The sequence below is a fragment of the Microbacterium sp. KR10-403 genome, from assembly GCF_040196215.1.
GTDB lineage: Bacteria > Actinomycetota > Actinomycetes > Actinomycetales > Microbacteriaceae > Microbacterium.
The window spans coordinates 231,294-255,908 of record NZ_JBEGDC010000003.1 but is presented as its reverse complement, the minus strand read 5'-3'; the positions used below and the strand labels follow the sequence as shown (position 1 = coordinate 255,908).

The 24,615-nt window shown below is 71.5% G+C and carries 20 protein-coding genes; 11 read left to right on the top strand and 9 right to left on the bottom strand.

Features of this window, described 5'->3' with window-relative positions; genetic code table 11:
- Positions 1–7 precede the first annotated feature (7 nt).
- The 6 genes from ABMQ42_RS07945 (at position 8) to ABMQ42_RS07920 (ending at position 8,796) form a co-directional block, all read left to right on the top strand.
- Complete coding sequence (locus tag ABMQ42_RS07945; RefSeq protein ID WP_349722387.1) at positions 8–778, top strand: enoyl-CoA hydratase/isomerase family protein; 771 nt, start codon at positions 8–10, stop codon at positions 776–778.
- 95 nt (positions 779–873) lie between these two features.
- Entirely contained in the window at positions 874–1,455 is a 582-nt protein-coding gene (locus ABMQ42_RS07940) for a TetR/AcrR family transcriptional regulator (protein ID WP_349722386.1), read from the top strand.
- Positions 1,456–1,458: 3 nt separating this feature from the next.
- Complete coding sequence (locus ABMQ42_RS07935) at positions 1,459–3,183, top strand: ABC transporter ATP-binding protein (protein ID WP_349722385.1); 1,725 nt, start codon at positions 1,459–1,461, stop codon at positions 3,181–3,183.
- On the top strand, positions 3,183–5,180 hold the full coding sequence (locus ABMQ42_RS07930; protein WP_349722384.1) for an ABC transporter ATP-binding protein: 1,998 nt from the start codon (positions 3,183–3,185) through the stop codon (positions 5,178–5,180). Before ABMQ42_RS07935 ends, ABMQ42_RS07930 begins: the two co-directional genes overlap by 1 nt.
- A 53-nt stretch (positions 5,181–5,233) precedes the next feature.
- Positions 5,234–6,031, top strand: coding sequence for a PP2C family protein-serine/threonine phosphatase (locus tag ABMQ42_RS07925; protein WP_349722382.1), 798 nt, complete (start codon positions 5,234–5,236; stop codon positions 6,029–6,031).
- A gap of 68 nt (positions 6,032–6,099) precedes the next feature.
- Positions 6,100–8,796 (top strand): FtsK/SpoIIIE domain-containing protein, encoded by a 2,697-nt coding sequence (locus ABMQ42_RS07920; RefSeq protein WP_349722381.1) that lies wholly within the window; start codon positions 6,100–6,102, stop codon positions 8,794–8,796.
- A gap of 9 nt (positions 8,797–8,805) precedes the next feature.
- Here ABMQ42_RS07920 and ald read toward each other — a convergent pair whose 3' ends face one another.
- Positions 8,806–9,921 carry an alanine dehydrogenase gene (gene ald, locus ABMQ42_RS07915; protein WP_349722379.1) on the bottom strand — a complete coding sequence of 372 codons (1,116 nt, stop codon included), beginning with the start codon at positions 9,919–9,921 and terminating at the stop codon, positions 8,806–8,808.
- A 49-nt stretch (positions 9,922–9,970) separates the two neighbouring features.
- Positions 9,971–10,960 (bottom strand): asparaginase, encoded by a 990-nt coding sequence (locus tag ABMQ42_RS07910; protein ID WP_349722378.1) that lies wholly within the window; start codon positions 10,958–10,960, stop codon positions 9,971–9,973.
- Positions 10,961–11,000: 40 nt separating this feature from the next.
- Between ABMQ42_RS07910 and ABMQ42_RS07905 the strand changes: the two genes are divergently transcribed.
- Positions 11,001–11,492, top strand: coding sequence for an OsmC family protein (locus ABMQ42_RS07905; protein WP_349722377.1), 492 nt, complete (start codon positions 11,001–11,003; stop codon positions 11,490–11,492).
- Here the strand turns inward: ABMQ42_RS07905 and ABMQ42_RS07900 are convergent.
- Positions 11,461–12,234: a lysophospholipid acyltransferase family protein gene (locus tag ABMQ42_RS07900; protein ID WP_502884646.1), complete on the bottom strand. Its 774-nt coding sequence runs from the start codon at positions 12,232–12,234 to the stop codon at positions 11,461–11,463. The genes ABMQ42_RS07905 and ABMQ42_RS07900 overlap by 32 nt on opposite strands.
- 122 nt (positions 12,235–12,356) lie before the next feature.
- Here ABMQ42_RS07900 and ABMQ42_RS07895 point away from each other — a divergent pair, with 122 nt between their 5' ends.
- The gene (locus ABMQ42_RS07895) at positions 12,357–13,310 is read left to right on the top strand and encodes an FKBP-type peptidyl-prolyl cis-trans isomerase (protein ID WP_349722376.1); all 954 of its coding nucleotides are present in this window, start codon (positions 12,357–12,359) and stop codon (positions 13,308–13,310) included.
- On the opposite strand, the gene ABMQ42_RS07890 is transcribed toward ABMQ42_RS07895, so the two are convergent.
- Positions 13,307–14,932, bottom strand: coding sequence for a glycosyltransferase family 2 protein (locus ABMQ42_RS07890; protein WP_349722374.1), 1,626 nt, complete (start codon positions 14,930–14,932; stop codon positions 13,307–13,309). The two genes, ABMQ42_RS07895 and ABMQ42_RS07890, sit on opposite strands and share 4 nt — an antisense overlap.
- 71 nt (positions 14,933–15,003) lie before the next feature.
- On the opposite strand from ABMQ42_RS07890, the gene dxr reads away from it, so the two are divergent.
- Positions 15,004–16,089 carry a 1-deoxy-D-xylulose-5-phosphate reductoisomerase gene (gene dxr, locus ABMQ42_RS07885; protein WP_349722372.1) on the top strand — a complete coding sequence of 362 codons (1,086 nt, stop codon included), beginning with the start codon at positions 15,004–15,006 and terminating at the stop codon, positions 16,087–16,089.
- 244 nt (positions 16,090–16,333) lie between these two features.
- Here dxr and ABMQ42_RS07880 read toward each other — a convergent pair whose 3' ends face one another.
- The 3 genes from ABMQ42_RS07880 to ABMQ42_RS07870 all read right to left on the bottom strand — a co-directional run bounded on the left by ABMQ42_RS07880 (position 16,334) and on the right by ABMQ42_RS07870 (position 19,424).
- Entirely contained in the window at positions 16,334–17,986 is a 1,653-nt protein-coding gene (locus ABMQ42_RS07880; RefSeq protein WP_349722371.1) for a Mur ligase family protein, read from the bottom strand.
- Between the two features lie 92 nt (positions 17,987–18,078).
- The gene (locus tag ABMQ42_RS07875) at positions 18,079–18,741 is read right to left on the bottom strand and encodes a YcnI family copper-binding membrane protein (RefSeq protein ID WP_349722369.1); all 663 of its coding nucleotides are present in this window, start codon (positions 18,739–18,741) and stop codon (positions 18,079–18,081) included.
- Positions 18,742–18,842: 101 nt separating this feature from the next.
- Positions 18,843–19,424 carry a hypothetical protein gene (locus ABMQ42_RS07870; RefSeq protein WP_349722368.1) on the bottom strand — a complete coding sequence of 194 codons (582 nt, stop codon included), beginning with the start codon at positions 19,422–19,424 and terminating at the stop codon, positions 18,843–18,845.
- Between the two features lie 57 nt (positions 19,425–19,481).
- Here ABMQ42_RS07870 and ABMQ42_RS07865 point away from each other — a divergent pair, with 57 nt between their 5' ends.
- A complete protein-coding gene (locus ABMQ42_RS07865) occupies positions 19,482–20,759 on the top strand; it encodes a M50 family metallopeptidase (RefSeq protein WP_349722367.1) in 1,278 nt (425 codons plus the stop codon).
- Positions 20,760–20,786: 27 nt separating this feature from the next.
- Here ABMQ42_RS07865 and ABMQ42_RS07860 read toward each other — a convergent pair whose 3' ends face one another.
- A complete protein-coding gene (locus ABMQ42_RS07860) occupies positions 20,787–22,688 on the bottom strand; it encodes an anthranilate synthase family protein (protein WP_349722365.1) in 1,902 nt (633 codons plus the stop codon).
- Positions 22,689–22,913: 225 nt separating this feature from the next.
- Here ABMQ42_RS07860 and ispG point away from each other — a divergent pair, with 225 nt between their 5' ends.
- Positions 22,914–24,044 carry a flavodoxin-dependent (E)-4-hydroxy-3-methylbut-2-enyl-diphosphate synthase gene (gene ispG, locus ABMQ42_RS07855; protein WP_349722711.1) on the top strand — a complete coding sequence of 377 codons (1,131 nt, stop codon included), beginning with the start codon at positions 22,914–22,916 and terminating at the stop codon, positions 24,042–24,044.
- Between the two features lie 94 nt (positions 24,045–24,138).
- On the opposite strand, the gene ABMQ42_RS07850 is transcribed toward ispG, so the two are convergent.
- Entirely contained in the window at positions 24,139–24,567 is a 429-nt protein-coding gene (locus ABMQ42_RS07850) for a VOC family protein (RefSeq protein WP_349722364.1), read from the bottom strand.
- Positions 24,568–24,615: the final 48 nt, after the last annotated feature.

The window sequence follows — 24,615 nt, the reverse complement described above, 5'->3', positions numbered from 1 at the left end:
GCAATCCGTGATCGACCTGAACTACGCCGACGACATCGCCGAGATCGTGCTGAACGCACCCGGCAAGCGCAACGCGCTCGACGAGGACGGACTGCGCGAGCTGTCGGTCGCGTACGCCGACGCCGAGCAGGCAGGGGTGCGCGCCGTGCTGCTGCGCGGCGAGGGGCCGGCGTTCTGTGCGGGGCGCGACATCTCGGGCGTCGATCCCGCGACCGACGATGTGCCCGGGTACCTCGACGGGCTGCTCGCGCCCCTCATGCGACGCATGGCGGCCTTCCCCGCCCCGACGTTCGCCGCCGCACAGGGGGCGTGCCTCGGCGTCGGCCTCGGGCTGCTGATCGCCACCGACGTCGTGTACGTCGCTGACACCGCGAAGATCGGCTCGCCGTTCGCCGCCCTCGGTGCTCTGCTCGACTCGGGCGGCCACGCGCTGTTCACCGCGCGGCTCGGCGCCCACCGCACGCTCGACCTCGTCTACACCGGCCGGCTGATGTCGGGGGAGGAGGCCGTGAACGCCGGGCTGTTCTCCCGCGGGCTCCCGGCGGATGAGGTGCAGGATGCGGCATCCACCGCCGCCCGCACGGCAGCGCAGGGCCCCACCGCCGCGTTTGTAGCCAGCAAGCGGCTCGTCGCGCGCGTGCGCGACGAACGCCTGACGCTGTGGGAGACGCTCGCCGCCGAGTCGGCCGCGCAGACCGCGCTGTCGCACACGGCCGACTACCGCGAAGGGTTCGCGGCGTTCCAGCAGAAGCGACCGCCGGTCTTCCGCGGCTGTTGACTCACTCACCGCGCGACTCAAGCGGCTGCCGAGTTCGCTCAGAGCGCACACGATCGATTAAGCTGAGTGAGCGCTCACTCACTACACTCGAACCCGTGACATCCACACGTGCCGAACCGATGGCGCCCGAAGACCGGCGGGCCATGATCGCCGAGCAGTCGGTGCCGCTGTTCCTCGAGCACGGCGCGGGGCTGACCACCCGCCAGCTGGCCGAAGAACTCGGCATCGCCGAGGGCACGATCTTCCGCGCCTTCGGCGACAAGGAGTCGCTCAAGCGCGCCGTCGTGGAGACGTTCTTCACCCAAGGGCACGAGCGCATGGCGCGGGGCATCATCGATCCGGCGCTGCCGCTGGAGGAGAAGGTGGCAGCCCTCGTGCACGGCACGCGGGTCTGGATGCAGAACATGATGCGGATGCTGTCGCTCGTCGACCGCAGCGAGATCCCGTCGTTCTTCTCCGGCGACCGTGACGACGTCTACCGCACCGCCATCGCCAAGATCTTCGCGCCGGACGCCGACGAGCTCACGATCCCGCCCGGCCGGATGGCACCGGTCATGCGGCTGGCGGGCATGGCCGCCAACGCCGCCCACTTCGACAAGGACGCCGGGCTCTCCGACGACGAGCTCGTCCACTTCATCCTGTACGGCATCGCGGGCCGACCCCGCGGAGAGGACTAGATCATGCTGGGCAGACTCCTCGCCCATTACCTGCGCCGCGGATGGCCGCTGATCATCGGCGTGCTCGTCTTCCAGATCGCGCAGTCGCTCGCGTCGCTGTGGCTTCCGACGCTGCAGGCCGACATCATCGACGACGGCGTGCTCAAGGGCGACGTCGACTTCATCTGGCGCACCGGCGGCCTCATGCTCGTGATCAGCCTCGGGCAGATCATCTGCACGATCGTGGCCGTGTACTTCGGCTCGCGCCTCGCGATGGGCATGGGCCGCGACATCCGTCACGACCTGTTCCACCGCGTCGTGCAGTTCTCGCAGCGCGAGGTCGGCGAATTCGGCGCCCCGTCGCTGATCACCCGCAACACCAACGACGTGCAGCAGGTGCAGATGCTCGTGCAGATGTCGGCGACGATGATGGTCTCGGCGCCGATCCTGGCCATCGGCGGCGTCATCTTCGCGATCCGGCAGGATGTCGGGCTGTCGTGGCTGATGGCGGTGTCGGTGCCCGTGCTGCTGATCATCGTGTCGCTCATCGTCGTGCGCATGGTTCCGGCCTTCCGCGCCATGCAGAAGCGCATCGACCGCGTGAACCAGATCATGCGCGAGCAGCTCACGGGCATCCGCGTGGTGCGCGCTTTCGTGCGCGAGCCGCAGGAGCGCGCCCGCTTCACGAAGGCGAGCGAGGACGTCATGGAGTCGGCCGTGCGCGCGGGCAACCTGATGGCGGTCATGTTCCCGGCCGTGACCATCGTGCTGAACGTATCCAGCGCCGCGGTCATCTGGTTCGGCGCGTTCCAGGTGCAGGACGGCAACGCGCAGATCGGCACGCTGTTCGCGTTCCTCACCTACATGATGCAGATCCTCATGGGCGTGATGATGGCGACCTTCATGTTCGTGATGATCCCGCGCGCCGCGGTCTGCGCCGGCCGCATCGGCGACGTGCTGCAGACCGAGCCGTCGGTGGCGGCGCGTCCCCAGCTCGCCGAGCCGCCGACACCGGTCGGGCGCGTCGAGTTCGACCACGTCGACTTCACCTACCCGGGCGCCGAAGACGCCCTGGTCACCGATGTGAGCTTCACCGTCGAGCCGGGCACCACGACCGCGATCATCGGCTCGACCGGTTCGGGCAAGACGACGCTGGTCGGGCTGCTGCCGCGCCTGTTCGACGTGACCGGCGGGCAGGTGCGCCTGGACGGCGTGGACGTGCGCGACTACGACCCCGACGTGCTCTGGAAGCGCATCGGGCTGGTGCAGCAGCGGGCGTTCCTGTTCTCCGGGACCGTGGCATCCAATCTCCGCTACGGCGACGAGACCGCGACCGACGACGAGCTGTGGGATGCGCTCGAGATCGCCCAGGCGAAGGGCTTCGTCGAGGAGATGGGACTGGACGCCCCCATCGCCCAGGGCGGCACGAACGTGTCGGGCGGGCAGCGCCAGCGCCTGTCGATCGCCCGCGCGATCGTCCACAAACCGGCCGTGTACGTCTTCGACGACTCGTTCTCGGCCCTCGACCTGTCCACCGACGCCGCCCTGCGGCACGCGCTCGACGAGCGTCTGCCCGAGGCGACCCGCATCGTCGTCGCGCAGCGCGTGAGCAGCATCCAGCACGCTGATCAGATCATCGTGCTCGACCACGGCCGCATCGTCGGCCTCGGCAGGCATGACGACCTCGTCGAGACGTGTGAGACCTACCGTGAGATCGTCGAATCTCAGCTGACGGCGCAGGAGGCGTGATGAGCGACACCAAGACCACGCAGACCCCGGCCGTCCCGCGGCGCGGCCCCGGCGGCGGACGCGGCCCCGGCGGCGGCATGGGCGCGCCCGCGCAGAAGGCGCAGAACTTCGGTCCCAGCGCGAAGCGGCTGCTCGGGATGCTGCGCCCCGATGCCCTCGCACTGGTGTTCGTCGTCCTCCTGGGTGCCGTCAGCGTCGCCCTCAACGTCGTCGGCCCGAAGCTGCTCGGCCAGGCCACGAACGTCGTGGTCGCCGGCTTCATCTCGATGCAGTTCAAGGACCTGCCCGCCGGCGTCACGAAGGCGCAGATCATCGAGCAGCTGCAGGCGAACGGCCAGGGCCAGACCGCCGACATGCTGCGCACCGTCGACTTCACGCCCGGCGCCGGCATCGACTTCGGTCAGCTCGGCTGGCTCATCGGCGCGGTGCTGACGGTGTACGTCATCTCGGCGCTGTTCATGTGGCTGCAGGGCCGCATCCTCAACATCGTCGTGCAGCGGGCCATGCACCGCATCCGCATGATGATCGAGGAGAAGCTGCACCGCCTGCCGCTGTCGTACTACGACCGCATGCAGCGCGGCGAGCTGCTCAGCCGCGTGACGAACGACGTCGACAACATCGGCCAGACGCTGCAGCAGAGCATGTCGCAGGTCGTCATCTCGCTGCTGACCGTGGTGGGCGTCCTCGTGATGATGTTCTCGATCTCGTGGGTGCTCGCGATCATCGCCCTGGTGGCGATCCCGATCACGATCCTGGTGACGGTGCTCGTCGCCCGGCGCTCGCAGAAGCTGTTCATCGCGCAGTGGGCGGCCACTGGCGTCCTCAACGCGCGTGTGGAGGAGACCTTCTCCGGCCACGCCATCGTGAAGGTCTACGGTCACCAGCGCGAGGTCGAGGAGGGCTTCCGCACCGAGAACGACGCGGTCTACCGGGCCAGCTTCGGCGCGCAGTTCGTGTCGGGCATCATCATGCCGGCGATGATGTTCGTCGGAAACCTGGTCTACGTCGCGATCGCGGTGGTCGGCGGCATCCGCATCGCCAGCGGCCTCATCTCGGTCGGCGACGTGCAGGCGTTCATCCAGTACTCGCGGCAGTTCACCCAGCCGCTGAGCCAGCTGGGCTCCATGGCGAACCTGCTGCAGTCGGGTGTGGCCAGCGCCGAGCGCGTGTTCGAGCTGCTCGACGAGCCCGAGGAGACGCCCGACGCCGAGCCCGCCGCGACCGTGCCCGCCGACGCGAGCCACCTGGCGTTCGACGACGTGGCCTTCCGGTACCTGCCCGACAAGCCGCTCATCTCCGACCTGTCGCTGTCGGCCACCCCCGGCAGCACGGTGGCGATCGTGGGGCCGACCGGCGCCGGCAAGACGACGCTCGTGAACCTCATCATGCGGTTCTACGACGTCGACAGCGGGCACATCACGCTCGACGGCGTCGACACCCGCACGATGACGCGCGCCGATCTGCGCGCACGCACCGGTATGGTGCTGCAGGACACGTGGCTGTTCGCGGGCACGATCCGCGAGAACATCGCCTACGGTCGCCCGGATGCCACCGAGGAGGAGATCGTGGATGCGGCGACCGCCGCCTACGTCGACCGCTTCGTGCACGCGCTGCCCGACGGGTATGACACGTTGCTCGACGACGAGGCCACGAACCTGTCGGTGGGGGAGCGGCAGCTGGTCACGATCGCCCGCGCGTTCCTGGCCGACCCGCGCATCCTCATCCTCGACGAGGCGACCAGTTCGGTCGACACCCGCACCGAGCTGCTCATCCAGCGGGCGATGTCGAACCTGCGCGTCGACCGCACCTCGTTCGTGATCGCGCACCGTCTCTCGACGATCCGTGACGCCGACCTCATCCTGGTGATGGAGGAGGGCCACATCGTCGAGCAGGGCGCGCACGACGAGCTGCTGGCGGCCCGCGGGGCATACTGGCGGCTGTACAACGCGCAGTTCGAGGCGCCCGTGTTGGACACGGGTGTCGAAGCCGTCAATTAGTATGTGAGAACGTCGTCGACCGGCGGCGCCTTGCCAGCCAGGAAGGATCCGGCGTGCCCGACGTGCGCACACGAGAACACACGGTCGCGCTGGCCGATGGGACGCTCGAGGTCTCCTGGGCCGCGGCGACCGATGTCGGCAAACGCCGCGAGGTCAATCAGGACGCGGTTCTCGCCGAGTTCCCGCTGTTCGTCGTCGCGGACGGCATGGGCGGGCACATCGGCGGCGAGATCGCCTCGACGAGCACGATCGACCGGCTGCGGCCCATCGCCGAATCGGGCGCCGTCACCCCCCGCGCGCTCGAGAAGGCGCTCGGCCGAGCGGTGAAGGACATCGCCGCACACCCCGAGGCCACCGACGACGGCACCGGCACGACGGTCACCGGCTTCTACTTCGACGCCGCGGCGACCGACCCGCACTGGGTGACGCTGAACATCGGCGACTCGCGCGTGTACCTCGTGCGCGACGAGCAGATCGTGCAGATCACGACCGACCACTCGGTCGTGCAAGAGCTCATCGCCGCGGGCCGGCTGAGCCCCGAAGAGGCCGAGAACCATCCCTACGGCAACGTGATCACACGCGCCGTGGGCCCCAGCGACAGTGTCAAGCCCGACTATGTGCGCCTCGACCTCGTCGACGGCGACCGGTTCGTGGTGTGCTCCGACGGTCTCACCAAAGAGCTCACCGACTACGGCATCCAGCACTTCCTCGCCGAGCATGCCGACCCCGGCGAGGCCGTGTCGGAGATGATGGATGCCGCGCTCGAGAACGGCGGACGCGACAACATCACAGTCATCGTCGTGAACGTCGTGGTGCACGGCGCCGCCGGTTCCTCCCCAGACGCCGACTGAGCGCGACTTCTCCACAGATCGGCCGGCCGGCCGTCTGCGGGGTCGCGCCGCGGTCTTGACTGGACGGCATGACCGATGTCGTCGACGACGTTCTCCGCCTGCCCGATCCGGTGCCGCCCGCGCGCCGCAGCCCGCTGCCGCTGATCGCCTCGGTCGTGCCCGTGCTGGCCGGGGTCGGGCTGTGGCTGGCGACCGGCACCGTGATGATGCTGTGGTTCGCGGCCCTCGGCCCGCTGATCGCCGCGGCGACGCTGGCCGACGGCGTGCGCGCGGCGCGGCGGCACCGCCGCCTGGCGGCGCGCGACGCCGAGCGCGCCCGCCGACGCGTGGGCGCCGCCGTGGCCGAGCGGCATGCGGTGGAGCGCGCCCGTCTGTGGCAGCGCATGCCCGATGTGCTCGGCGCGCTCGACCAGGTGTGGCGCCCGATGGCCGGGCGCGGCGAGCAGCTCGTGGTGGGCCGCGGCCCGCGGCCGAGCACGGTGCGCGTGGAGGGCGGGGGAGACGATGCCGCCTCCGGCGCCGTACGCGCGACGGCGGCCGTCATCGACGACGCACCGGTATGCGTTCCGCTGCGCGACGGCATCGCCGTCGTGGGCCCGGCACCGCTCGCGCGGGCGGTGCGCCGGGCTCTCGTGCTGCAGCTGTGCCTGATGCTGCCGCCCGACCGCGTGCGCGTGGTCGCCGACGGCACGGAGGAGTGGATGCGGCGTCTTCCGCATGCCGAAGCGGGCGCGTCGCTGACGGTCGCGCTCGCCGCCGAAGAGCCGGGCGACGCGGCTCTCGTCCTCGTCGAGCCCGGGGCGGCCGCCCCACCGCGCTGTGGGGCGGTGCTCACCTTGACGGGGCTCGATCGGGCCCGTCTGACGCACGACGGCGTTGACACCTCCGTGCGCACCGAGGCGATCTCCGCGGGCCAGGCGGCCGCGCTGGCCGAAGCGCTGCGCGAGCGCGCACGCGAGGCCTTCGGCGCCCACGGAGGGACCGTCGCGCTCGCCGAGATCGCCGATCGGAGCCCCGCGGCCGGCGACGGACTGGACGTGGTGGTGGGGGCGGCCCGCGGCATCCCGTACCGACTCGATCTGGTGGCCGACGGTCCGCACGCCGTCGTCGCCGGCGTCACCGGGTCGGGCAAGAGCGCGCTGCTCACCACGTGGATCACGGCGCTGTGCCTGCGGTACCCCACCGACCGGGTGACGTTCCTCCTCGCCGACTTCAAGGGCGGCACGGCGTTCGACGCCCTCACCGGGCTGCCGCATGTCACGGGCGTGATCACCGATCTCGATGCCGGCGGCGCGGCCCGGGCGCTGGAGAGCCTGCGCGCCGAACTGCGCCGGCGCGAGGCGGCGATCGTCGCCGCCGGCGCGCACGACATCACCGGCACCGATCTGCCGCGACTGGTCATCATCGTCGACGAGTTCGCGGCGCTGAGCGCGGCGCACCCCGATCTGATCGACCTGTTCACCGACATCGCCGCGCGCGGGCGGGCGCTGGGCATGCACCTGATCCTGGGCACGCAGCGTGCGGCCGGCACGTTCCGCGAGGCGCTGCTGGCCAACTGCCCGCTGCGGATCAGCCTGCGGGTGACCGATCCCGCCGACAGCCGTGCGCTGCTGGGCGGGCCGGAGGCGGCCGCGCTGTCCGGTGCGCGCGAGGAACGCGGCACCGCACTCGTGAAGCGGGGGCAGGATGCCGCGGCACGCCGTGTGCGCATCGCGCTGGCCTCTCCGGCGCTGGTGGCCGAGGCCGTGTCGGGCGCACGGGGACCGGTGCCGCGCCGCCCGTGGCTGCCGGCGCTGCCCGAGCTGATGCCGCTGGCCGAGCTGGCCGGCGACGGGGTCGTGCTGGGGCTGGCCGACGAGCCCGAGGCGCAGCGCCAGGTGCCGGTGGTGCTCGACGGACGGGGACTGGGTGTGGTCGGGCGCGCGGGCTCGGGGCGGACCACGGTGCTCGATGCGGTGGCGGCGCAGAGTCACAGGTGCGTGCGTGTCGGCGCGGATCCGGAGGCGGCATGGGACGCCGTGTGCGCGCTGGAGACCGCGCCGCCGAGCGGCGCCGTGCTCGTCGACGACCTCGACGCGCTGCTGTCCCGGTTCCCGCCCGAGTACGCGCACGAGTTCGCCGAGCGGATCGAGCGCATCATCCACACCACCCGGGTGCCGGTCGTCGTCACGGCGCAGCGCACCGGCGGTGCGGTCGGGCGCCTGCTCGACCTGCTGCCGCAGCGGGCGATCCTGGCGGTGGCGTCCCGTGCCGACTTCGCCGCAGCGGGCGGCGATGCCCGTGACTGGCGCGACGGGCTGCCGCCGGGGCGGGGGATCATGGGCGGCCGCCTCGTGCAGTTCGCCCTGCCGTCGCGCGATCGCGCGGAGGTGCGTGCGGTATCCGCCACCCCCACGGTGTGGACCCCGCGCGCAGGAACGACCGCGGTCATCGCCGCGGCCGGCGTCGCGCAGCGCCGGTTGATCGCGGCTGCCACCGCTGCCGGTGCACGCGCGCTGTCGGTCGAAGAAGCCGCTGCCGACCCGACGGCTCCGGTCGCGGGCGGCACGTGCGTCGTGGTCGGCGACGGTGAGCAGTGGCAGCGCTCGTGGCGGGTGCTGCAGACGATCCGCGCCGACGGCGAGCTCGTGGTCGACGCGGCATCGGCCGCCGACTACCGGGTGCTCACCGGCGACCGCGCGCTGCTGCCGTACGTGCTGCCGGGGCGTGCACGGGCGTGGCGCATCGACGACGCGGGTGTCGCGGCCCGCGTCGTCGTCGGGTGACGCCGATGCCTATCCGAGCACCTCGGCGAGCGGAGCGAGGTCGAGGTCGTGCGCGGTCGCGACGCCGGCGTTGGTCACCCGGCCGTCGACCGTGTTCAGACCCGCGGCCAGCGCCCCGTCGGCGCGCATCGCGTCGCGCCAGCCGCGCGAGGCCACCTGCCGGACGTACGGCAGCGTCGCGTTCGTCAGCGCCGAAGTCGAGGTGTTCGGCACCGCGCCGGGCATGTTGGCGACGCAGTAGAACACCGTGTCGTGCACGGTGAACGTCGGGTCGTCATGCGTGGTCGGGTGGGTGTCGGCGAAGCAGCCGCCCTGGTCGACGGCGATGTCGACGAGCACCGATCCCGGCCGCATGCGCGACACCATGTCGTTCGTGACGAGCTTGGGCGCCTTCGATCCCGGGATGAGCACCGACCCGATCACGAGATCGCTGTCGACGACGGCACGATCAAGGTCGAGAGGATTGGATGCCGCGGTCTTGATCCGTCCCTGGAAGTGATCGTCGAGCTGCCGCAGGCGGGCGACGTTGGTGTCGAACACCGTGACGTCCGCACCCATCCCGGCCGCGATCACCGCGGAGTTCGCACCGGCGACACCGCCGCCGATCACGGTCACCCGGGCGGGACGCGTGCCGGGGACGCCCGACATCAGCAGCCCGCGTCCGCCGGATGAGCGCATCAGCGTGTGCGCGCCCACCATGGGCGCCAGACGCCCGGCGACTTCGCTCATCGGCGCGAGCAGCGGCAGGCCGCGGCCGGGCAGCTGCACGGTCTCGTACGCGATGGCGGTGACCTTGTCGGCGATCAGGCGCTCGGTCAGGGGGCGGTCGGCGGCGAGGTGCAGGTACGTGAAGAGGACCAGGTCATCGCGGAAGTACCCGTACTCGCTCGCGATGGGCTCCTTGACCTTCAGCAGCAGCTCCGCACGGGCCCAGACCTCGGCCGCGTCGTCGAGCAGCGTCGCCCCGGCGTCGGCGTATTCCTCATCCGGCATGGACGAGCCCTCACCCGCACCGCGCTGCACGAAGACCTCGTGGCCGGCGGCCACCAGATCGTGCACTCCGGCCGGCGTCAATGCCACCCGGAACTCGTTGTTCTTCACTTCGGTGGGCACGCTGATGCGCATGTCGTTCCTCTCCGCTCCACCTTTGGAGCACAGGCGTCTCGCCGGTTCGCTAGAACGCCGGTCGGATCGTGCCGACGTCCCGTCCGCCGCCCGTGACGGCCAGCGGTAGCTGTGACAGGGTGTCGGACACGTCTGAGGGGGCGAGGGCCCCCGCCAGTTCGAGAAGGCGCAGGGCGACGGCGGCCGTCGCGCGGCCGGACCCGTCGAGCATCTTCAGCGCCACGGTCGTGCCGTCGGGTGCACTCATCACGTGCACGCCCTCGGCGCCGCCCTTCGAGAACACCCCGAGGCGGTCGATCGCGATGGTGTCGGGCTGCCCGGGACCGGCGATCACCCACGGGTTCTCCCGCGCGGCGCGCACGAGGGCGCCGGCATTGCGGTGCAGCGCGAACGGCGAGGTCGACGATGAGGTCGCGATGCGGTGGATCGCCCGCGCGAGCCCGGCGAGGGTGATCGCGTGCACCGGAGCGCCGCACCCGTCGACCGCGGTCGCCGCGACGCGCGCGCCCGTCATCCGCTCCACGAGCTCACGGATCTGCACCTGCAGCGGGTGCTCGGGGTCGAGATAGCCCTCGGTCGGCCAGCCGGTGCGCCGGCACGCGAGCAGCATGGCGGCATGCTTGCCCGAGCAGTTCATGCGGATGCGGGCCGGCTGACCGTGGTCGCGCAGCATCTCGTCGCGGGTCGCGCCGTCCTGCGGCCAGGCCGGCGGACAGCCCAGGTCGTCTTCGCCCAGCCCCGCCATCTCAAGCACGTCGCGCACCAGGCCGACGTGCCGGTCGGTGCCCGTGTGGCTCGCGGTGGCCGCGGCCAGGTGCGGGCCGGTCAGCTCGGCGCCCGCGGCCACGCAGGCCAGTGCCTGCAGCGGCTTCAGGCTCGAGCGCGGCAGGATGGCCGCGGACGTGTCGCCGTACTCGCTGCGCACCTCTCCGTCGGGGCCGAGCACGATGGCCGCGCCGACGTGCCGGGACTCGATGAAACCGCTGCGCTCGACGACGGCGAGCTCCACGGCTGCTGCTGCGGGGAACGTCTGCGACACGCCCTCCAGCCTAGCGCCGCACCCATGCCACACTGGTGCCATGCTCGGCGAACATCACTACCGTGTGCAGGCGGAATGGACCGGCGACCGGGGCACCGGAACCAGCGGGTACCGCGACTACGACCGGCTCGTCACGCTCCGCAGCGAGGGCAAGCCCGACCTGCCGGCATCGGCCGACAAGCCCTTCCGCGGCGACCCGTCGCGGTGGAACCCCGAAGACATGCTGCTGGCGGCGCTCAGCGAATGCCACCTGCTCTCGTACCTGCACGCGTGCGTGGGCGTGGGGGTCGTCATCACCGGCTACACCGACGACGCCACCGCACTGATGACCGAGGACGGCAAGGGCGGGGGAGCTTTCACCGAGGTGGTGCTGCGCCCGCGGGTGACGGTGGCCGCGGCATCCATGATCGATGCCGCCCTGACCGCGCACCACCAGGCGCACGAGTGGTGCTTCATCGCGAACTCGGTGAACTTCCCGGTGCGCGTCGAACCCGCCGAGATCAGCGTCGCTCGTGCGGGAGAGCCTGCCTGATCCGTTCGATCGGCGTCTGCGCGGGCACCTCGTTGTAGGCGTGGGCGAGCTCCTGCCCGCTGAGCCGGTGGATCGCCTCGATGATCTCGTCGGTCGCCAGCCGTCGCGCGCGGCCGGAGGTCGCCGGCCCGTGCGCGGTAACGTCGAGCGGCTCGCCGAAGCGGATCGTCACGCGCGGCTTCAGCCGCGGCATCCGCGCCCCCACCGGCATGATCTTGTCGGTGCCGGTCAGCCCCACCGGAATGACCGGGGCGCCGGTCTGCAGCGCCAGGAACGCCACGCCGGTGCGCCCCTTGTAGAGGCGGCCGTCGAGAGAGCGGGTGCCCTCGGGGTACAGTGCGATCGCCTCGCCCTGCTCGAGGAGCTGCTTCTGCTGGTCGAGCGCCTCCAGCGCCGCCTGCCCTGCCCCGCGCCGCACCGGGCTCGCCCCCATCGCGGTGAAGAAGGTCGCGCTGAGCCTGTTGCCCAGGCCCTTGCCCTCGAAATACGTCGCCTTCGCGAGGAAGCGGACGTTGCGGGGTGCGGCCACCGGGATCGCGATCGAATCGATGAACGACAGGTGATTGCTCGCGAAGATCATGGCCCCGGTGCGCGGCACGTTCTCGCGGCCGATGATGTGCGGGCGGTAGAGCACGCGGGCCAGCGGCGTCAGCAGAAAGCGACCGAGTGCGTAGGCGAATCCGATGCTGTTCGGCGACGCGGGCGTGGGTGCGTCGGATTCGGACGTCTCCGGTTCTGTCACCTATCGAGGGTACAGCCGTTCTCATTCCCCGATCGGCATGCCCGGGGCATCCCGATTCTCAGCTTGGTCTTGAGAAAGTGCGCGAAGATGGAGAGTCCGTCCCCGACATCTCGAGGTTCTCTGTGCGCACCCGCCCCATCATCGCCCTGTCCGCCGCTGCCGTTCTGGCCGTGTTCACGCTCGTCGGCTGCTCGGCGCAGTCCGAGCCCGACGCGTCGGGCTCGCCGACGACCACGGCCGCTCCCGACCTGTGCACGGCGCAGGTCGCGTCGGGCAAGGCGTCCGAGGCGGTCAAGGTCAGCGGCAAGGTGGGCGACGTGGCGAAGGTCAGCTTCGACAAGCCGCTCGACGTGACCGCCCTGCAGAGCACCGTGGTCACCAAGGGCGACGGCGACAAGATCAAGGCCGGCGACTTCATCCAGTTCGCACTGACCGAGTACAACGCCGAGACGGGCGAGAAGAACGGCGCCATCGGCCAGAGCGAGGGCAGCCTGCTGCCGCAGCAGGTGTCGGCATCGAGCACACTGGGCCAGGTGCTCGGCTGTGCGACCGTCGGCAGCCGCGTCGTCGCCGCCATGCCCGGCGATGAGGACTACCCCTCGACCGTCGACGTGCTCGATGTGCTCAAGGTCGTGCCGCAGGCCGCATGGGGCGAGGAGCAGACCCCGAAGGACGGCTTCCCGACCGTGAAGCTCGCCACCGACGGCACGCCTTCGGTGACCCTGCCCAGCGGCGACATGCCCACGAAGTTCGAGAAGGAGACCCTGAAGAAGGGCGACGGCGTCAAGGTCGCCGAGGGCGACGCGGTGCTCGTGCAGTACTACGGCGTCTCCTGGAACTCGAAGAAGACCTTCGACAAGAGCTGGGGCAGCACGCCGTTCACGGTGCAGCAGGTCGGCACCGGCGTCGTCGACGGCTTCAGCAAGGCGATCGAGGGCGAGACCGTCGGTTCGCAGATCGTCGCGGTCCTGCCGCCGTCGTCGGCCTACGGCGAGGGCGAGATCAACGACGACGACCTGACCGGTCAGACCCTCGTCTTCGTGATCGACATCATCGGCGCGCAGAAGGCTTCCTAAGCCCGGGCCAGCGCGGCCGTCAGCGCGATCTCGACGATCGCGAGGGCGGCCGTCGTGACCGCGATGCGCCCCGGCCGTCGCCACCAGGCGGCACCGGCGTGCACGCGCACATCGGACCGGCGCCCGCGGTGATCGTCGATCCATGCGCCGCCGACCAGCGCGGCGGTGACGGCGACCGCGGCGATGCCGGGCCCTGAGCCGACGGCGAGCACCGCCGCCGGCATGAGGCCGAGTGCGAGCCGGCAGGCCGTCGGCCACCCGGCGGTCGAGCGCGCGGCGAGGAGGGCCGTGGCGGCACCTGCCACCGCGACGAGCACGACCGAGGCGCCGCCCGCTCCGGCGAGGGCGGTGAGGGATGCCGCGACCGCCGCGACCGGGGCGACGACAGCGCATGCCTGCCGGGCGAGCACGACGGGCGTCCGCCCCCAGGCCACGAGCCGGCGATGCAGCCCGGTGCGCGCGAGCACGCGCAGCCCGACCAGCTCCGCACGCCGGCGCAGCGCCCCCGTGCGGCCGACCGGCGCGCGGGTGACCGGCGGCTTCTCGTCGGCGGGCAGATGCGCCCGTGCACGCGCGAGCGTGTCGGGCGCGACATCCTGCGCCCACAGCACCTCGGGAGCGAGGTCTGCGACCTGCGCGCGCTGCGAGGTCGCGAGGCGGTCCTCCGCGCGCAGGAACTCGTCGGGGCTCGCCTCCAGCGCGAGCGCGGTGGGCCAGCGCCAGGTGGCCGGCAGCCGGCGCACGGTGCCCTGCGGCAGCACGGTGCGCAGGGTGTCGGCGATCTCGTGGAAGAAGGCGTCCCGCCGTTCCCGAGGCAGCCACCGCACGGCATCCGACGACAGCCGTCCGGTGAGCTCGCGACGCACCCAGCGGCCCAGATACGCGTCGCGCTCCGCGCCGGGCGGAACGGCGTCGAGCATCATGCGGATCGCGCGGCTCAGATCGCGGTAGTACTCGTGGGGGTCGTACGACACGTACCCGGCTCCGCCGCCGTCCGAGCGCGCGACGTGCAGGTAGATCGGGTCGTCGGCGTAGATCGACACGTGCCGTGCGCGGGTGTACGCCGCGGTGAGGAAGAGGTGATCCTCGAGGCGACGGGCCCGCTCGTCGAACCGCAGGCCCTGCTCGTCCAGGAACGACCGCCGGAACATGGCGTGCGGGGTCATGCTGTCCTGCAGCGGCACCTTCGGCGGCCGGGCGTCGGCCACGGTGTGCGCGAACACGCGGGCGGGCACCTTGCGCCCGACGCTGACCATGCGGCCGAGGATCACGTCGCTGTCGTTCTCCCGGGCGAATCGCACCATGAGCGCGAGCGCATCGTCGGCGAGCCGGTCGTCCTGGTCGACGAGGAACACGAACTCGCCGCGTGCGACGCCGATCCCGACATTGCGCGGCCTGCTCGGCCAGCCGGAGTTCGGCTGGTGGATGACCTGCGCCCACTCGCGCGCGGCGCACCACCGATCCAGCATCGTCGCGGTGCCGTCGGTGCAGCCGTCGTCCACGAGGACGGCCTCGAAGCCGTCGTCGACGGGCACCTGTGCGTCGAGGCAGTCCAGCAGCGGCCGGATGAACGGGCCCGGGTTGTACACCGGTACGACGACGCTGACCGCGGGTGCTGGCATCGGACCCCTTTCGCTTCGGTGAGTGTATCGGGTGCGGTGATGCCCGCCCGTCGCGGCCGTAAGGTGGGGGAATGCGTCGCGTCGTGATCCTCGGCTCCACCGGCTCCATCGGCACGCAGGCCCTCGACGTGATCCGGGCGAACCCGGAGAGGTTCGAGGTGGTGGGGCTCGCCGCCGGGACGAATCGGGATGCCGTGGCCGCCCAGGCCGCGCAGTTCGGCGTCGCCCACACCGCGCTGGGAGCGGCCGAGGCCGAGCAGCTGGTGCGCGACGTGGACGCCGACGTCGTGCTCAACGGCATCACCGGATCGGTCGGCCTCGGTCCGACGCTCGCGGCGCTCGAGGCGGGCCGGACCCTGGCCCTGGCCAACAAGGAATCGCTCATCGTCGGCGGCCGGCTCGTCACCGACCTGGCGGCGCCTGGCCAGATCGTTCCGGTCGATTCCGAGCACTCCGCGATCGCGCAGGCGCTGAGCGCCGGCACGCACGCCGAGGTGCGGCGCCTCGTGCTGACGGCCTCGGGCGGTCCGTTCCGCGGACGCACCCGCGACGAGCTCGCCGATGTCACGCCCGCGCAGGCGCTGGCGCACCCCACCTGGGACATGGGCCGGGTCGTCACGACGAACTCCGCGACCCTGGTGAACAAGGGACTCGAGGTCATCGAGGCGCACCTGCTGTTCGACGTGCCCTATGAGCGCATCGACGTGGTCGTGCATCCACAGTCGATCGTCCACTCCATGGTGGAGTTCGTCGACGGGTCGACGATCGCGCAGGCCTCACCGCCCGACATGCGGCTGCCGATCTCGCTCGGGCTCGACTGGCCTCATCGCGTGGGCGGTGTCGGCCGGCCGTTGGACTGGACCGCGGCATCCACCTGGTCTTTCGAACCGCTCGACGGCGAGGCCTTTCCCGCCGTAGCCCTCGCCAAGCGCGTGGGGCGTGCCGGTGGCACCTACCCTGCGGTGTTCAACGCCGCCAACGAGCAGGCCGTCGACGCCTTCCACGACGGGCGTCTGCCGTTCACGGGCATCGTCGACACGATCGCCCGTGTCGTCGATGCGCACGAGGCGCCCGACGCGGTCGATCGCGAGACGCTGGCCGAGGCGGAGCGGTGGGCGCGGGATGCCGCCGACCGCGCGATCGTCGCGGAGCGCTGAGCCGACGGGTCAGTACGTCGTCAGGAAGTGCTTGCTCGACAGCGGGTGAGGCGGATGCCGAGGCCCGCGGCATCCCATGTTCAGCAGTCGCGTTCTGCGGCCGTTCGGGCGCCCGACCGGTCACAACTGACTGCTGAACTGGGGGTCCACCTGCTCAGCAGTCAGCTTCTGCAAGCGCGACGACGGGAGACCCGTCGGAACTGACTGCTGAACGAAAGGGCTCAGCCGCCGGCGTGCGCGCGCCTCAGGCGGGACGCTCGGGGTCGGACGCCGGGGTCGAGTCCTCGGGGTACGGCACCGGCCACACCGGGTCGGGCACGCTCCAGCCGGCGTCGCGCAGCGCGCGGCGCGAGAGCTCGCGGGCCGAGTAGGGCGCGCGGCGTCCGCGGATGTCGCGGTAGTCCTGGTGCCCGGGCCCCGCCCAGAGCACCGCGTCGCCGTCACCGACGAGCTTCACCGTCTCGCGGATGGCGCGCTCGGGCGGCGTGAACTCGTGGATCTCGGCATCGGGCCGCGCCTTCCGCGCCCCGGCGACGAGCGTCGCGCGGATCGCATCGGGGTCCTCGAAGCGCGGGTGGTGGTCGGTCACCACGAGGATGTCGCTGCCCTCCACCGCGGTGCGCGCCATGTCGTAGCGCTTGGAGGCGTCACGGTCGCCGTCGGCGCCGAACAGCATCACGACCTTGCCGGGCGTGACGCGGCGTACGGCGGCCAAGGTCTTCTCGAACGCGTCGGGGGAGTGCCCGAAGTCGACGTAGATCGCCGGCCCCTCGGGGCCCGACACCAGCTGCGTGCGCCCGGGCAGGTACGCCTCGATCCGCTCGCCGTCCAGGGCGGCGACCAGACGCTCCCAGGTGTTGCCCGCCTGCAGTGCCATGACGATCGCAAGCCCGGCGTTGGCGGCCATGTGCCGCCCGATCGTCGGCACGATGGTGGTCAGCGACCGGCCGTCGCGCGCGGTGAGCGTGAAGCGCGTGCCGGTCTGGCGCTCTTCGACGATGTCGACGCGCCAGTCGGCGTCCGCGTCGGGGTCGACGGCGATCGCCGGGGTGATGATCGTCTCGTAGGGCACCTCGCAGCGGGCCGCGACATCCGCCCCCGCCGCCGAATCGAGGCAGATCACCGCACGCCGCGACCGGTCGGGCCGGAACAGCGGCAACTTCGCCTCGAAGTATTCGTGCATGTCGGCGTAGTCGTCGAGGTGGTCGTGGCTGAGGTTCGTGAACGCCGCGACGTCGAACATCAGCCCGTCGACGCGGTGCCGGCTCAGCGCCTGGGCGCTCACCTCGACGGCGACGGCCTCGACACCGCGCTCGCGCATGAGCGCCAGCAGGGCATGGAACTCGGACGCCTCGGGGGTCGTGAGCCGCGACACGATGACCTCGCCCGCGATGTGCCGTTCGGCGGTCGACGACAGGCCGGTCACGACGCCGAGCTGGTCGAGGATGCCCTCGAGGATGTGCGACACGCTCGTCTTGCCGTTGGTGCCGGTCGTCCCGAGCAGCAGCGGCAGCTCGTCGTCGGCGCCGGTGCCGTAGACCCACGCCGACAGCTCGCCCAGCCGTGAGCGCGGATCGTCGACGACGACGATCGGCAGTCCTGCATCGGCAGCGGCGTCGGCGCCCTCGGCGTCGGTGATCACGGCGACGGCGCCCTTCGCGGCAGCGGCGGCGGCGAACTCGGCGCCGTGCCGATTCACGCCGCGGATGGCGACGAACGCCTCGCCCGCGCGCAGATCGGCGGTGGCGAGGGTGACACCGGTGAGGGTGACGCCGGCGGCATCCCCGCGGACCTCGCCTCCGACGCGGTCAGCGAGTTCGGCGAGCGAGCGGACGGGAGGGTGCTCGGGACGGAGCACGGGAGGCAGATTGGATGCTGCAGCAGAGGCGTCGATCATGGCCGCTCTATCTTCTCATTACTGAGAAGGCCCCGACGGTCCGGCCCGCTCGCCCCGCCGCGGCGCACACCGCGACGGGGCGAGCGCGACGGTCAGTTCTTGACGGACCGCCGCCGCAGCCCCAGCCCGGCCAGGACCAGCGCGGCGACGCCCGCGACGAGCCCGCCGCCGGCCAGCCAGCGCGCCACGGGATCGGCCTTCGCCTCGTCGGTCGTCGCGGCGGTCGTGCCGTCGCCGTCGTCGGTGGCCAGTGCGGCACCGATCGTCACCGCCGGCGCGGGGTTGTCGAGGTCGTCGCGGGTCTGCCCCTGCTTCGGGATCTGACTCCACGAGGTCGACCCGACCACGCACTTCTGCTCGACGGGGAACGCGATGGTCTCGCCCTTCGCGGAGGTGTCGAACAGCACGTCCACTCCCACAGACGCGGCGACCCCCGACTCGATCGGCGCGTCGGCCGTGAACGTGATCGAGGTGGGCGTGCCGTCGTCGCCGAGCGTGCGGTCGATCGTCCAGCCGCCCTGGTAGACGGGGGTCGCGTTGCCCACGCCGTCGGGGATCGTGATGGTCAGCGAGGTTGTGGGCGAATCGTCGCAGCCGTGGTGGAAGCCGAAGGTCAGCGGCGTCGTGGCCCCGGCTGGCGCGTCGGTGGGATCGACCTCGACGTGGGCCGAGGCCGCCAGCGGTACGCCGACGGCGAGGACGGCCCCGGCCGCGACGCCGAGCGCGATGCGGGTGGGCAGATGGGTGCGGGTCATGGGTTCTCTTTCGTGTCTGTGCGCGCGTGCGCGCGAGGGTGCGGCCGCACGACGGGTCGCCGAAGGGCGACCGCACGAGGTGCGGAACCGCGGGGAGATGGTCAGGCCGCCCGCGGCGGCCCACGACGCCCGATGTCGGCCACGAGCAGTACAGCCCGCGGGACCGGTGCGCGGAACACCGCCCGCACGCGGCGGACGGTCAGTGGGTGCGGGGGACGCACGACGCGCAGGGGGAGGAGACGATGGATGCCGCGGCCCGCTGCGCGCAGCATCCACTCGCCACGATGCAGCATGGCGACCGTGACGACCGCCGTCACGAGGTGCGCGAACGACATCGGGTCCTGCGCGATGACGGGCGCGCCGGTCATCACCATGTGACCGGCCATGTGGGTGTGGTCGCCGCCGGTGAACGATGTCGTCGCGCCGCTGCCGAAGAGCAGGAACACGCCGTGGAAGACGAGCTGTGCGACGAGCACCGCCGCGGTGGTGCGCAGCGCCGACGGGCGTTTGCCGACGAGGGCCACCGCCGGGGGAGCGGCGAGGATCGCCGCGACGCCCAGCAGCAGCGGCGCGGGTGCGTCGCCGCCCGCCACGGTGTGGGCGAGGGCCGCCAGCAGCACCGTCACCGCCGACGCGACGACGCCGCGCAGCGCGCGCACTCGGCGGTCGGCGTGTGGATCCACGCCTCCAGCGTAGACGTCACGGCAGACTCAAAGCCGCTCCCGGTAGCCTGTGGGACCGTGACCGTCCTCGCCTTCGTCATCGGCATCGTCCTGATGCTCGTGGGTCTTGCCGTCTCGATCGCCCTGCACGAGATGGGCCACCTGCTGCCCGCGAAGAAGTTCGGCGTGCGCGTCGGCCAGTACATGATCGGGTTCGGCCCCACGATCTGGTCGAAGCGCCAGGGCGAGACCGAATACGGATTCAAGGCGATTCCGCTCGGCGGCTACATCTCGATGGCGGGCATGTATCCGCCCTCTCCGAAGGAGGCCGCGCGCGGCGGACGCGCCGGCGGCGGTTTCTTCGCGACGATGGTGCAGGATGCCCGCGCCGCCAACGACGAGACGCTCGAGGGCGATGACGACGCCCGGGTGTTCTACCGGCTGCCGGTCTACAAGCGCGTGATCATCATGCTCGGTGGGCCGATCATGAACCTCGTGCTCGCGGCCGTGCTGTTCACGATCGCGCTGTCGGGTATCGGCGTGCAGACCGCGACCACCACGGTCGCCCAGGTCAGCCAGTGCCTGCCCGCCGACACGACCGCGACCTCGTGCGCGGCATCCGACCCCGCCTCACCGGCGAGCGAGGCGGGCTTCGAAGCGGGCGACGAGATCGTCTCGGTCGACGGCACCCCCGTCGACACGTTCGCCGAGGCGTCGGCGCTCATCCAGAAGTCGGCCGACACGGCGATCCCCGTCGTGGTGCGCCGCGACGGTGTCGAGAAGACGCTCACACTGACGCCCGCGGCGCGCGAGGTGAACGGGCAGACGGTCGGCTTCGCGGGCATCACATCGAAGGTCGCGTATGTGCACCAGCCGATCTGGTCGGGTGTGCAGATGACCGGCCAGAACGTCGGCGCGGTCGCCGAGATCATCGTGCAGCTGCCGCAGAAGCTCTACGGCGTCGTGCACTCGATGGTCACCGGCGGAGAGCGCGACCCCAACAGCCCGCTCTCGCCCGTGGGCGTGGGCGTGCTGGCCGGCGAGGCGGCGTCGTCGAGTGCGCCGATCCTCGACCGCGTGTCGTTCTTCCTGCTGCTGCTGGGGTCGCTGAACGTCTCGCTGTTCGTCTTCAACCTGGTGCCGTTGCTGCCGCTGGACGGCGGTCACGTCGTCGTCGCGCTGTGGGACGGCGCGAAGCGGGCGTGGTCGAAGCTGTTCCGGCGCCCGCCGCCCAAGCCGGTGGACGCCACCCGGCTGGTGCCCGTCACGTTCATCGTCGTGATCGCGCTCGTGGTGATGGGCGGCATCCTCATCCTCGCCGACCTGGTCAACCCGATCTCGCTGCTCGGGCAGTAGCGGCGTTTCGGGCCCTTCGGCCCTCGCTCAACGAGCTATCGCGTGGGCGACCAGCCGCTCGAGCGTGCGCATGCCGTCGCGCGACAGGATCGACTCGAGGTGTCCCTGCACCGAAGCGACGTGGGCGCCGCGCAATGCGTGCACGTCGCCGGTGTCGTCGGCGGCCACTTCCACGCCGTCCACCGTCGTCGTGCCGGGTGCGACGTGCGCGGTGAACGTGTTGTAGAAGCCGATCGAGGCCTGCTCGCCGAACACGTCGATGGTCTTCTGCAGCCCCTGATGCGGCTGTGCGAGCGGCTGCAGGTCGATGCCGAGCGTGTCCGCGAGGATCTGATGGCTCAGGCACACGGCCAGCAGCGGCGCGCCGGCCGCACGGCGTCGGGCGACGACCTCGCGCATGCGTGCGATGCGCGGGCTGGACGTGTCGCGCGGATCGCCCGGGCCGGGACCGGCGACCACCAGATCGGCGACGTCGACCTCGGCGTCGGTGGCGGCATCCCACCCCACGATCCGCACCTCGAGCCCGAGGTGGCGCAGCTGGTGCGCGAGCATCGTGGTGAAGCGGTCCTCGGCGTCGACGACGAGCGCGCTGCGTCCGGCGAACGGCGTGTCGGCGTCGGTGCCCTGCGGAGTCAGCCAGAACGGGGCCAGGCGCGCGTTGCGCGACGCCAGCTGCTCCGCGATCTCGGGGTCGTCGGCCAGCAGGCGGCGCGGGGCGGCGGGCTGGTCGTCGTCGGCGGCTTCGGCCTTCAGGTCGCGTTCGACGGCGCCGATCGCGCCGAGGACTCCGGCCGCCTTGCCGTGGGTTTCGCTGACCTCGCCGTACGGGTCGGAGTGGCGCACGAGCGTGGCGCCGACCGGCACGCGCAGGCGGCCGTCCTCCAGGTACGCAGTGCGGATGAGGATGGGCGCGTCGAGGTCGTGCGTGGCGTCGTCGACGGTCAGCGTCTCGCGCGGGGTGAACAGGGCGGCGACGCCCGAGTAGTAGCCGCGCGGGGTCTGCTCGTGCCGGGTGATGACCGTGCACGCGTTCTGCATGGGCGAGCCGGTCACGGTGGGCGCGAACATCGTCTCGCGCAGGATGTCGCGGGGGTCGAGCCGGCTGCGGCCGCGCAGCACGTACTCGGTGTGCGTGAGGCGCGACATCTCCTTGAGGTGCGGGCCTGTGATGCGGCCGCCGTCGGAGCAGACGGCGCTCATCATCTTGAGCTCTTCGTCGACGACCATGAAGAGCTCTTCGGTCTCCTTCGTCGAGCTGAGGAACTCGCGCAGCGTCGCGACGGTGGCGCCGCCGGCGGGATGCCGGAACGTGCCCGAGATCGGATTCATGGTGACCACGCCGTCCTGGGCGCTCACGTGCGCTTCGGGGCTCGCGCCGACGGCGATGTGCCCCGGCGTGGAGATGAGGAACGTCCAGTAGGCGCCGCGCTCGTGCTCGAGAAGGGCCCGGAACCAGGTGAGGGCGGCCGTGTGCGAGTCGGTGGTGACCTCGGCGGTGAAGTCGCGGCGGATCACGAAGTTCGCGCCCTCGCCGCGCCCGATCTCATCGCGGATGACGGTGCGCACCGTCTCGGCGTAGTCGTCGTCGGGGATGTCGAAGCCGGCGTCTCCCAGCGGCACAGCCGCCGTCGGCAGGGCCGTGACGACGTCGGCGCGGGGGAGCGCCTGGTGCCGGTCGACGACCAGGCACCGCAGCGGCGCGTCGTCGTCATGGCAGGCGAACCCGCGCTCGCGCACCTGGCGGAACGGGACGAGCGCCAGCACCTCGCGGGCGGTGCCCGCGGCATCCACCAGTGGGATGTCGGCGAGCAGGTCGACGTCGACGACCTCGCCGGTGAGCACTTCGACGGTGTCGGGGTCGCGCGCCAGGAGCGCGAAGGGCTGCTCGCGCAGCGCGGCCAGGAGGGCGGGCACGTCGGTCGGTGTCATCGCCGGCCTTTCATGAGGGGAGGACGGCCAACGAAAAGACCGCCCGTCGGGGCGGTCGTGGGATCGTACGCGAACACACCGCCTCAGCGGGTGGGCCACCAGGAGGTGTTCGCGAACATGGGGTGAAACTACCACAGTGCGCGCCACGGGCGTGCACGTGTGACGTCAGGGAACGGGGGATGCTGCGCGGCGTAGGCTGGGCGGATGCCAGCTGTGAACCTCGGGATGCCGCATGTGCCGGCCGTGCTCTCGCCGCGCCGCAAGAGCAGGCAGATCCATGTGGGCGATGTGCTCGTCGGGGGAGACGCCCCGGTCACCGTGCAGTCGATGACGACGACGCCCACGACCGACATCAATGCGACGCTGCAGCAGATCGCCGAGCTGACCGCCGCCGGCTGCGACATCGTGCGCGTCGCGGTGCCCAGTCAGGACGACGCCGACGCCCTGCCGATCATTGCGCGCAAGAGCCGGATCCCGGTGATCGCCGACATTCACTTCCAGCCGAAGTACGTGTTCCAGGCGATCGATGCCGGCTGCGGCGCGGTGCGCGTGAACCCCGGCAACATCCGGCAGTTCGACGACAAGGTCGGCGAGATCGCGAAGGCGGCGAAGGATGCCGGCGTCTCACTGCGCATCGGCGTGAACGCCGGATCGCTCGACAAGAGGCTGCTCGAGAAGTACGGCACGGCCACTCCCGAGGCGCTCGTGGAGAGCGCGGTGTGGGAGGCCTCGCTGTTCGAGGAGCACGATTTCCACGACTTCAAGATCTCCGTCAAGCATCACGACCCGGTGGTCATGGTCAAGGCATACCGGCTGCTGGCCGAGCGTGGCGACTGGCCGCTGCACCTCGGCGTGACCGAGGCAGGGCCGGCGCTGCAGGGCACGGTCAAGTCGGCGACGGCGTTCGGCATTCTGCTCGGCGAGGGGATCGGCGACACGATCCGGGTGTCGCTGTCGGCACCGCCGGTCGAAGAGGTCAAGGTCGGCCTGCAGATCCTGCAGTCGCTGGGGCTGCGCGAGCGGACGCTCGAGATCGTGTCGTGCCCGTCGTGCGGGCGCGCGCAGGTCGATGTGTACACGCTCGCCGAGTCCGTGACCGAGGGGCTCAAAGACCTCACGGTGCCGTTGCGCGTGGCCGTCATGGGATGCGTTGTGAACGGACCCGGCGAGGCCCGCGAGGCCGACCTGGGCGTGGCATCCGGCAACGGCAAGGGGCAGATCTTCGTGAAGGGCCAGGTGATCCGCACGGTGCCCGAGTCGGAGATCGTCGAGACCCTCATCGCCGAGGCGAATCGCATCGCGGCCGAGATGGGGCCGGATGCCGCCCTCGGCGCCGCGCAGGTCGTCACGGCCTGAGCGGGGCGGTGCTCGCTCGTCTGGCGGCGCTGGCCGGTCTGGTGGCGCTCGTCGGTCTCGCCGCGTTCGCCGGTCTGGCGGGCCGGTCCGCACCTCACTGCAGGCAGAACTCGTTGCCCTCGGGGTCGCGCAGCTGGTAGTACAGCTCGGGCCACGGGCCCCACTGCTGGTCGACCAGCCGCACCACCGATGCGCCGAGCGCGACGAGGCGGTCCTTCTCGGCGTCGAGCTGCTCCAGCCGCGTGCCGGGCCCTTCATGCGGCACGGTGACATCGAGATGGATGCGGTTGCGCCCCGCCTTCGGCCCGTCGGCGTGGTGAAAGAACATGCGCGGCCCGACGCCCTCAGGGTCTTCGACCAGGCCGCGGTTCCCCAGGTCGGCCTCGGTGAGACCCGACGCCAGCAGTTGCGCCTTCAGATCGCCGTCGAACTCCTGGTACGGGTAGCCGAACACATCCGACCAGAAGCGCGCCAGCGCGGGCGGATCCTCCGCGTAGAACACGATGTTGCCGAGCGTGACCATGATTCCTCCTCAGAGCAGGTCACCCCACCGTAGACGGGGTCTACGACA

Coding starts and splice junctions, on each gene's coding strand:
- ABMQ42_RS07935 (WP_349722385.1), top strand. CDS start 1,459: ATGCTGGGCAGACTCCTCGCCCATTACCTGCGCCGCGGATGGCCGCTG.
- ABMQ42_RS07930 (WP_349722384.1), top strand. CDS start 3,183: ATGAGCGACACCAAGACCACGCAGACCCCGGCCGTCCCGCGGCGCGGC.
- ABMQ42_RS07920 (WP_349722381.1), top strand. CDS start 6,100: ATGACCGATGTCGTCGACGACGTTCTCCGCCTGCCCGATCCGGTGCCG.
- ald (WP_349722379.1), bottom strand. CDS start 9,921: ATGCGCATCAGCGTGCCCACCGAAGTGAAGAACAACGAGTTCCGGGTG.
- ABMQ42_RS07905 (WP_349722377.1), top strand. CDS start 11,001: ATGCTCGGCGAACATCACTACCGTGTGCAGGCGGAATGGACCGGCGAC.
- ABMQ42_RS07890 (WP_349722374.1), bottom strand. CDS start 14,932: ATGCCAGCACCCGCGGTCAGCGTCGTCGTACCGGTGTACAACCCGGGC.
- dxr (WP_349722372.1), top strand. CDS start 15,004: ATGCGTCGCGTCGTGATCCTCGGCTCCACCGGCTCCATCGGCACGCAG.
- ABMQ42_RS07880 (WP_349722371.1), bottom strand. CDS start 17,986: ATGATCGACGCCTCTGCTGCAGCATCCAATCTGCCTCCCGTGCTCCGT.
- ABMQ42_RS07875 (WP_349722369.1), bottom strand. CDS start 18,741: ATGACCCGCACCCATCTGCCCACCCGCATCGCGCTCGGCGTCGCGGCC.
- ABMQ42_RS07860 (WP_349722365.1), bottom strand. CDS start 22,688: ATGACACCGACCGACGTGCCCGCCCTCCTGGCCGCGCTGCGCGAGCAG.
- ispG (WP_349722711.1), top strand. CDS start 22,914: ATGCCGCATGTGCCGGCCGTGCTCTCGCCGCGCCGCAAGAGCAGGCAG.
- ABMQ42_RS07850 (WP_349722364.1), bottom strand. CDS start 24,567: ATGGTCACGCTCGGCAACATCGTGTTCTACGCGGAGGATCCGCCCGCG.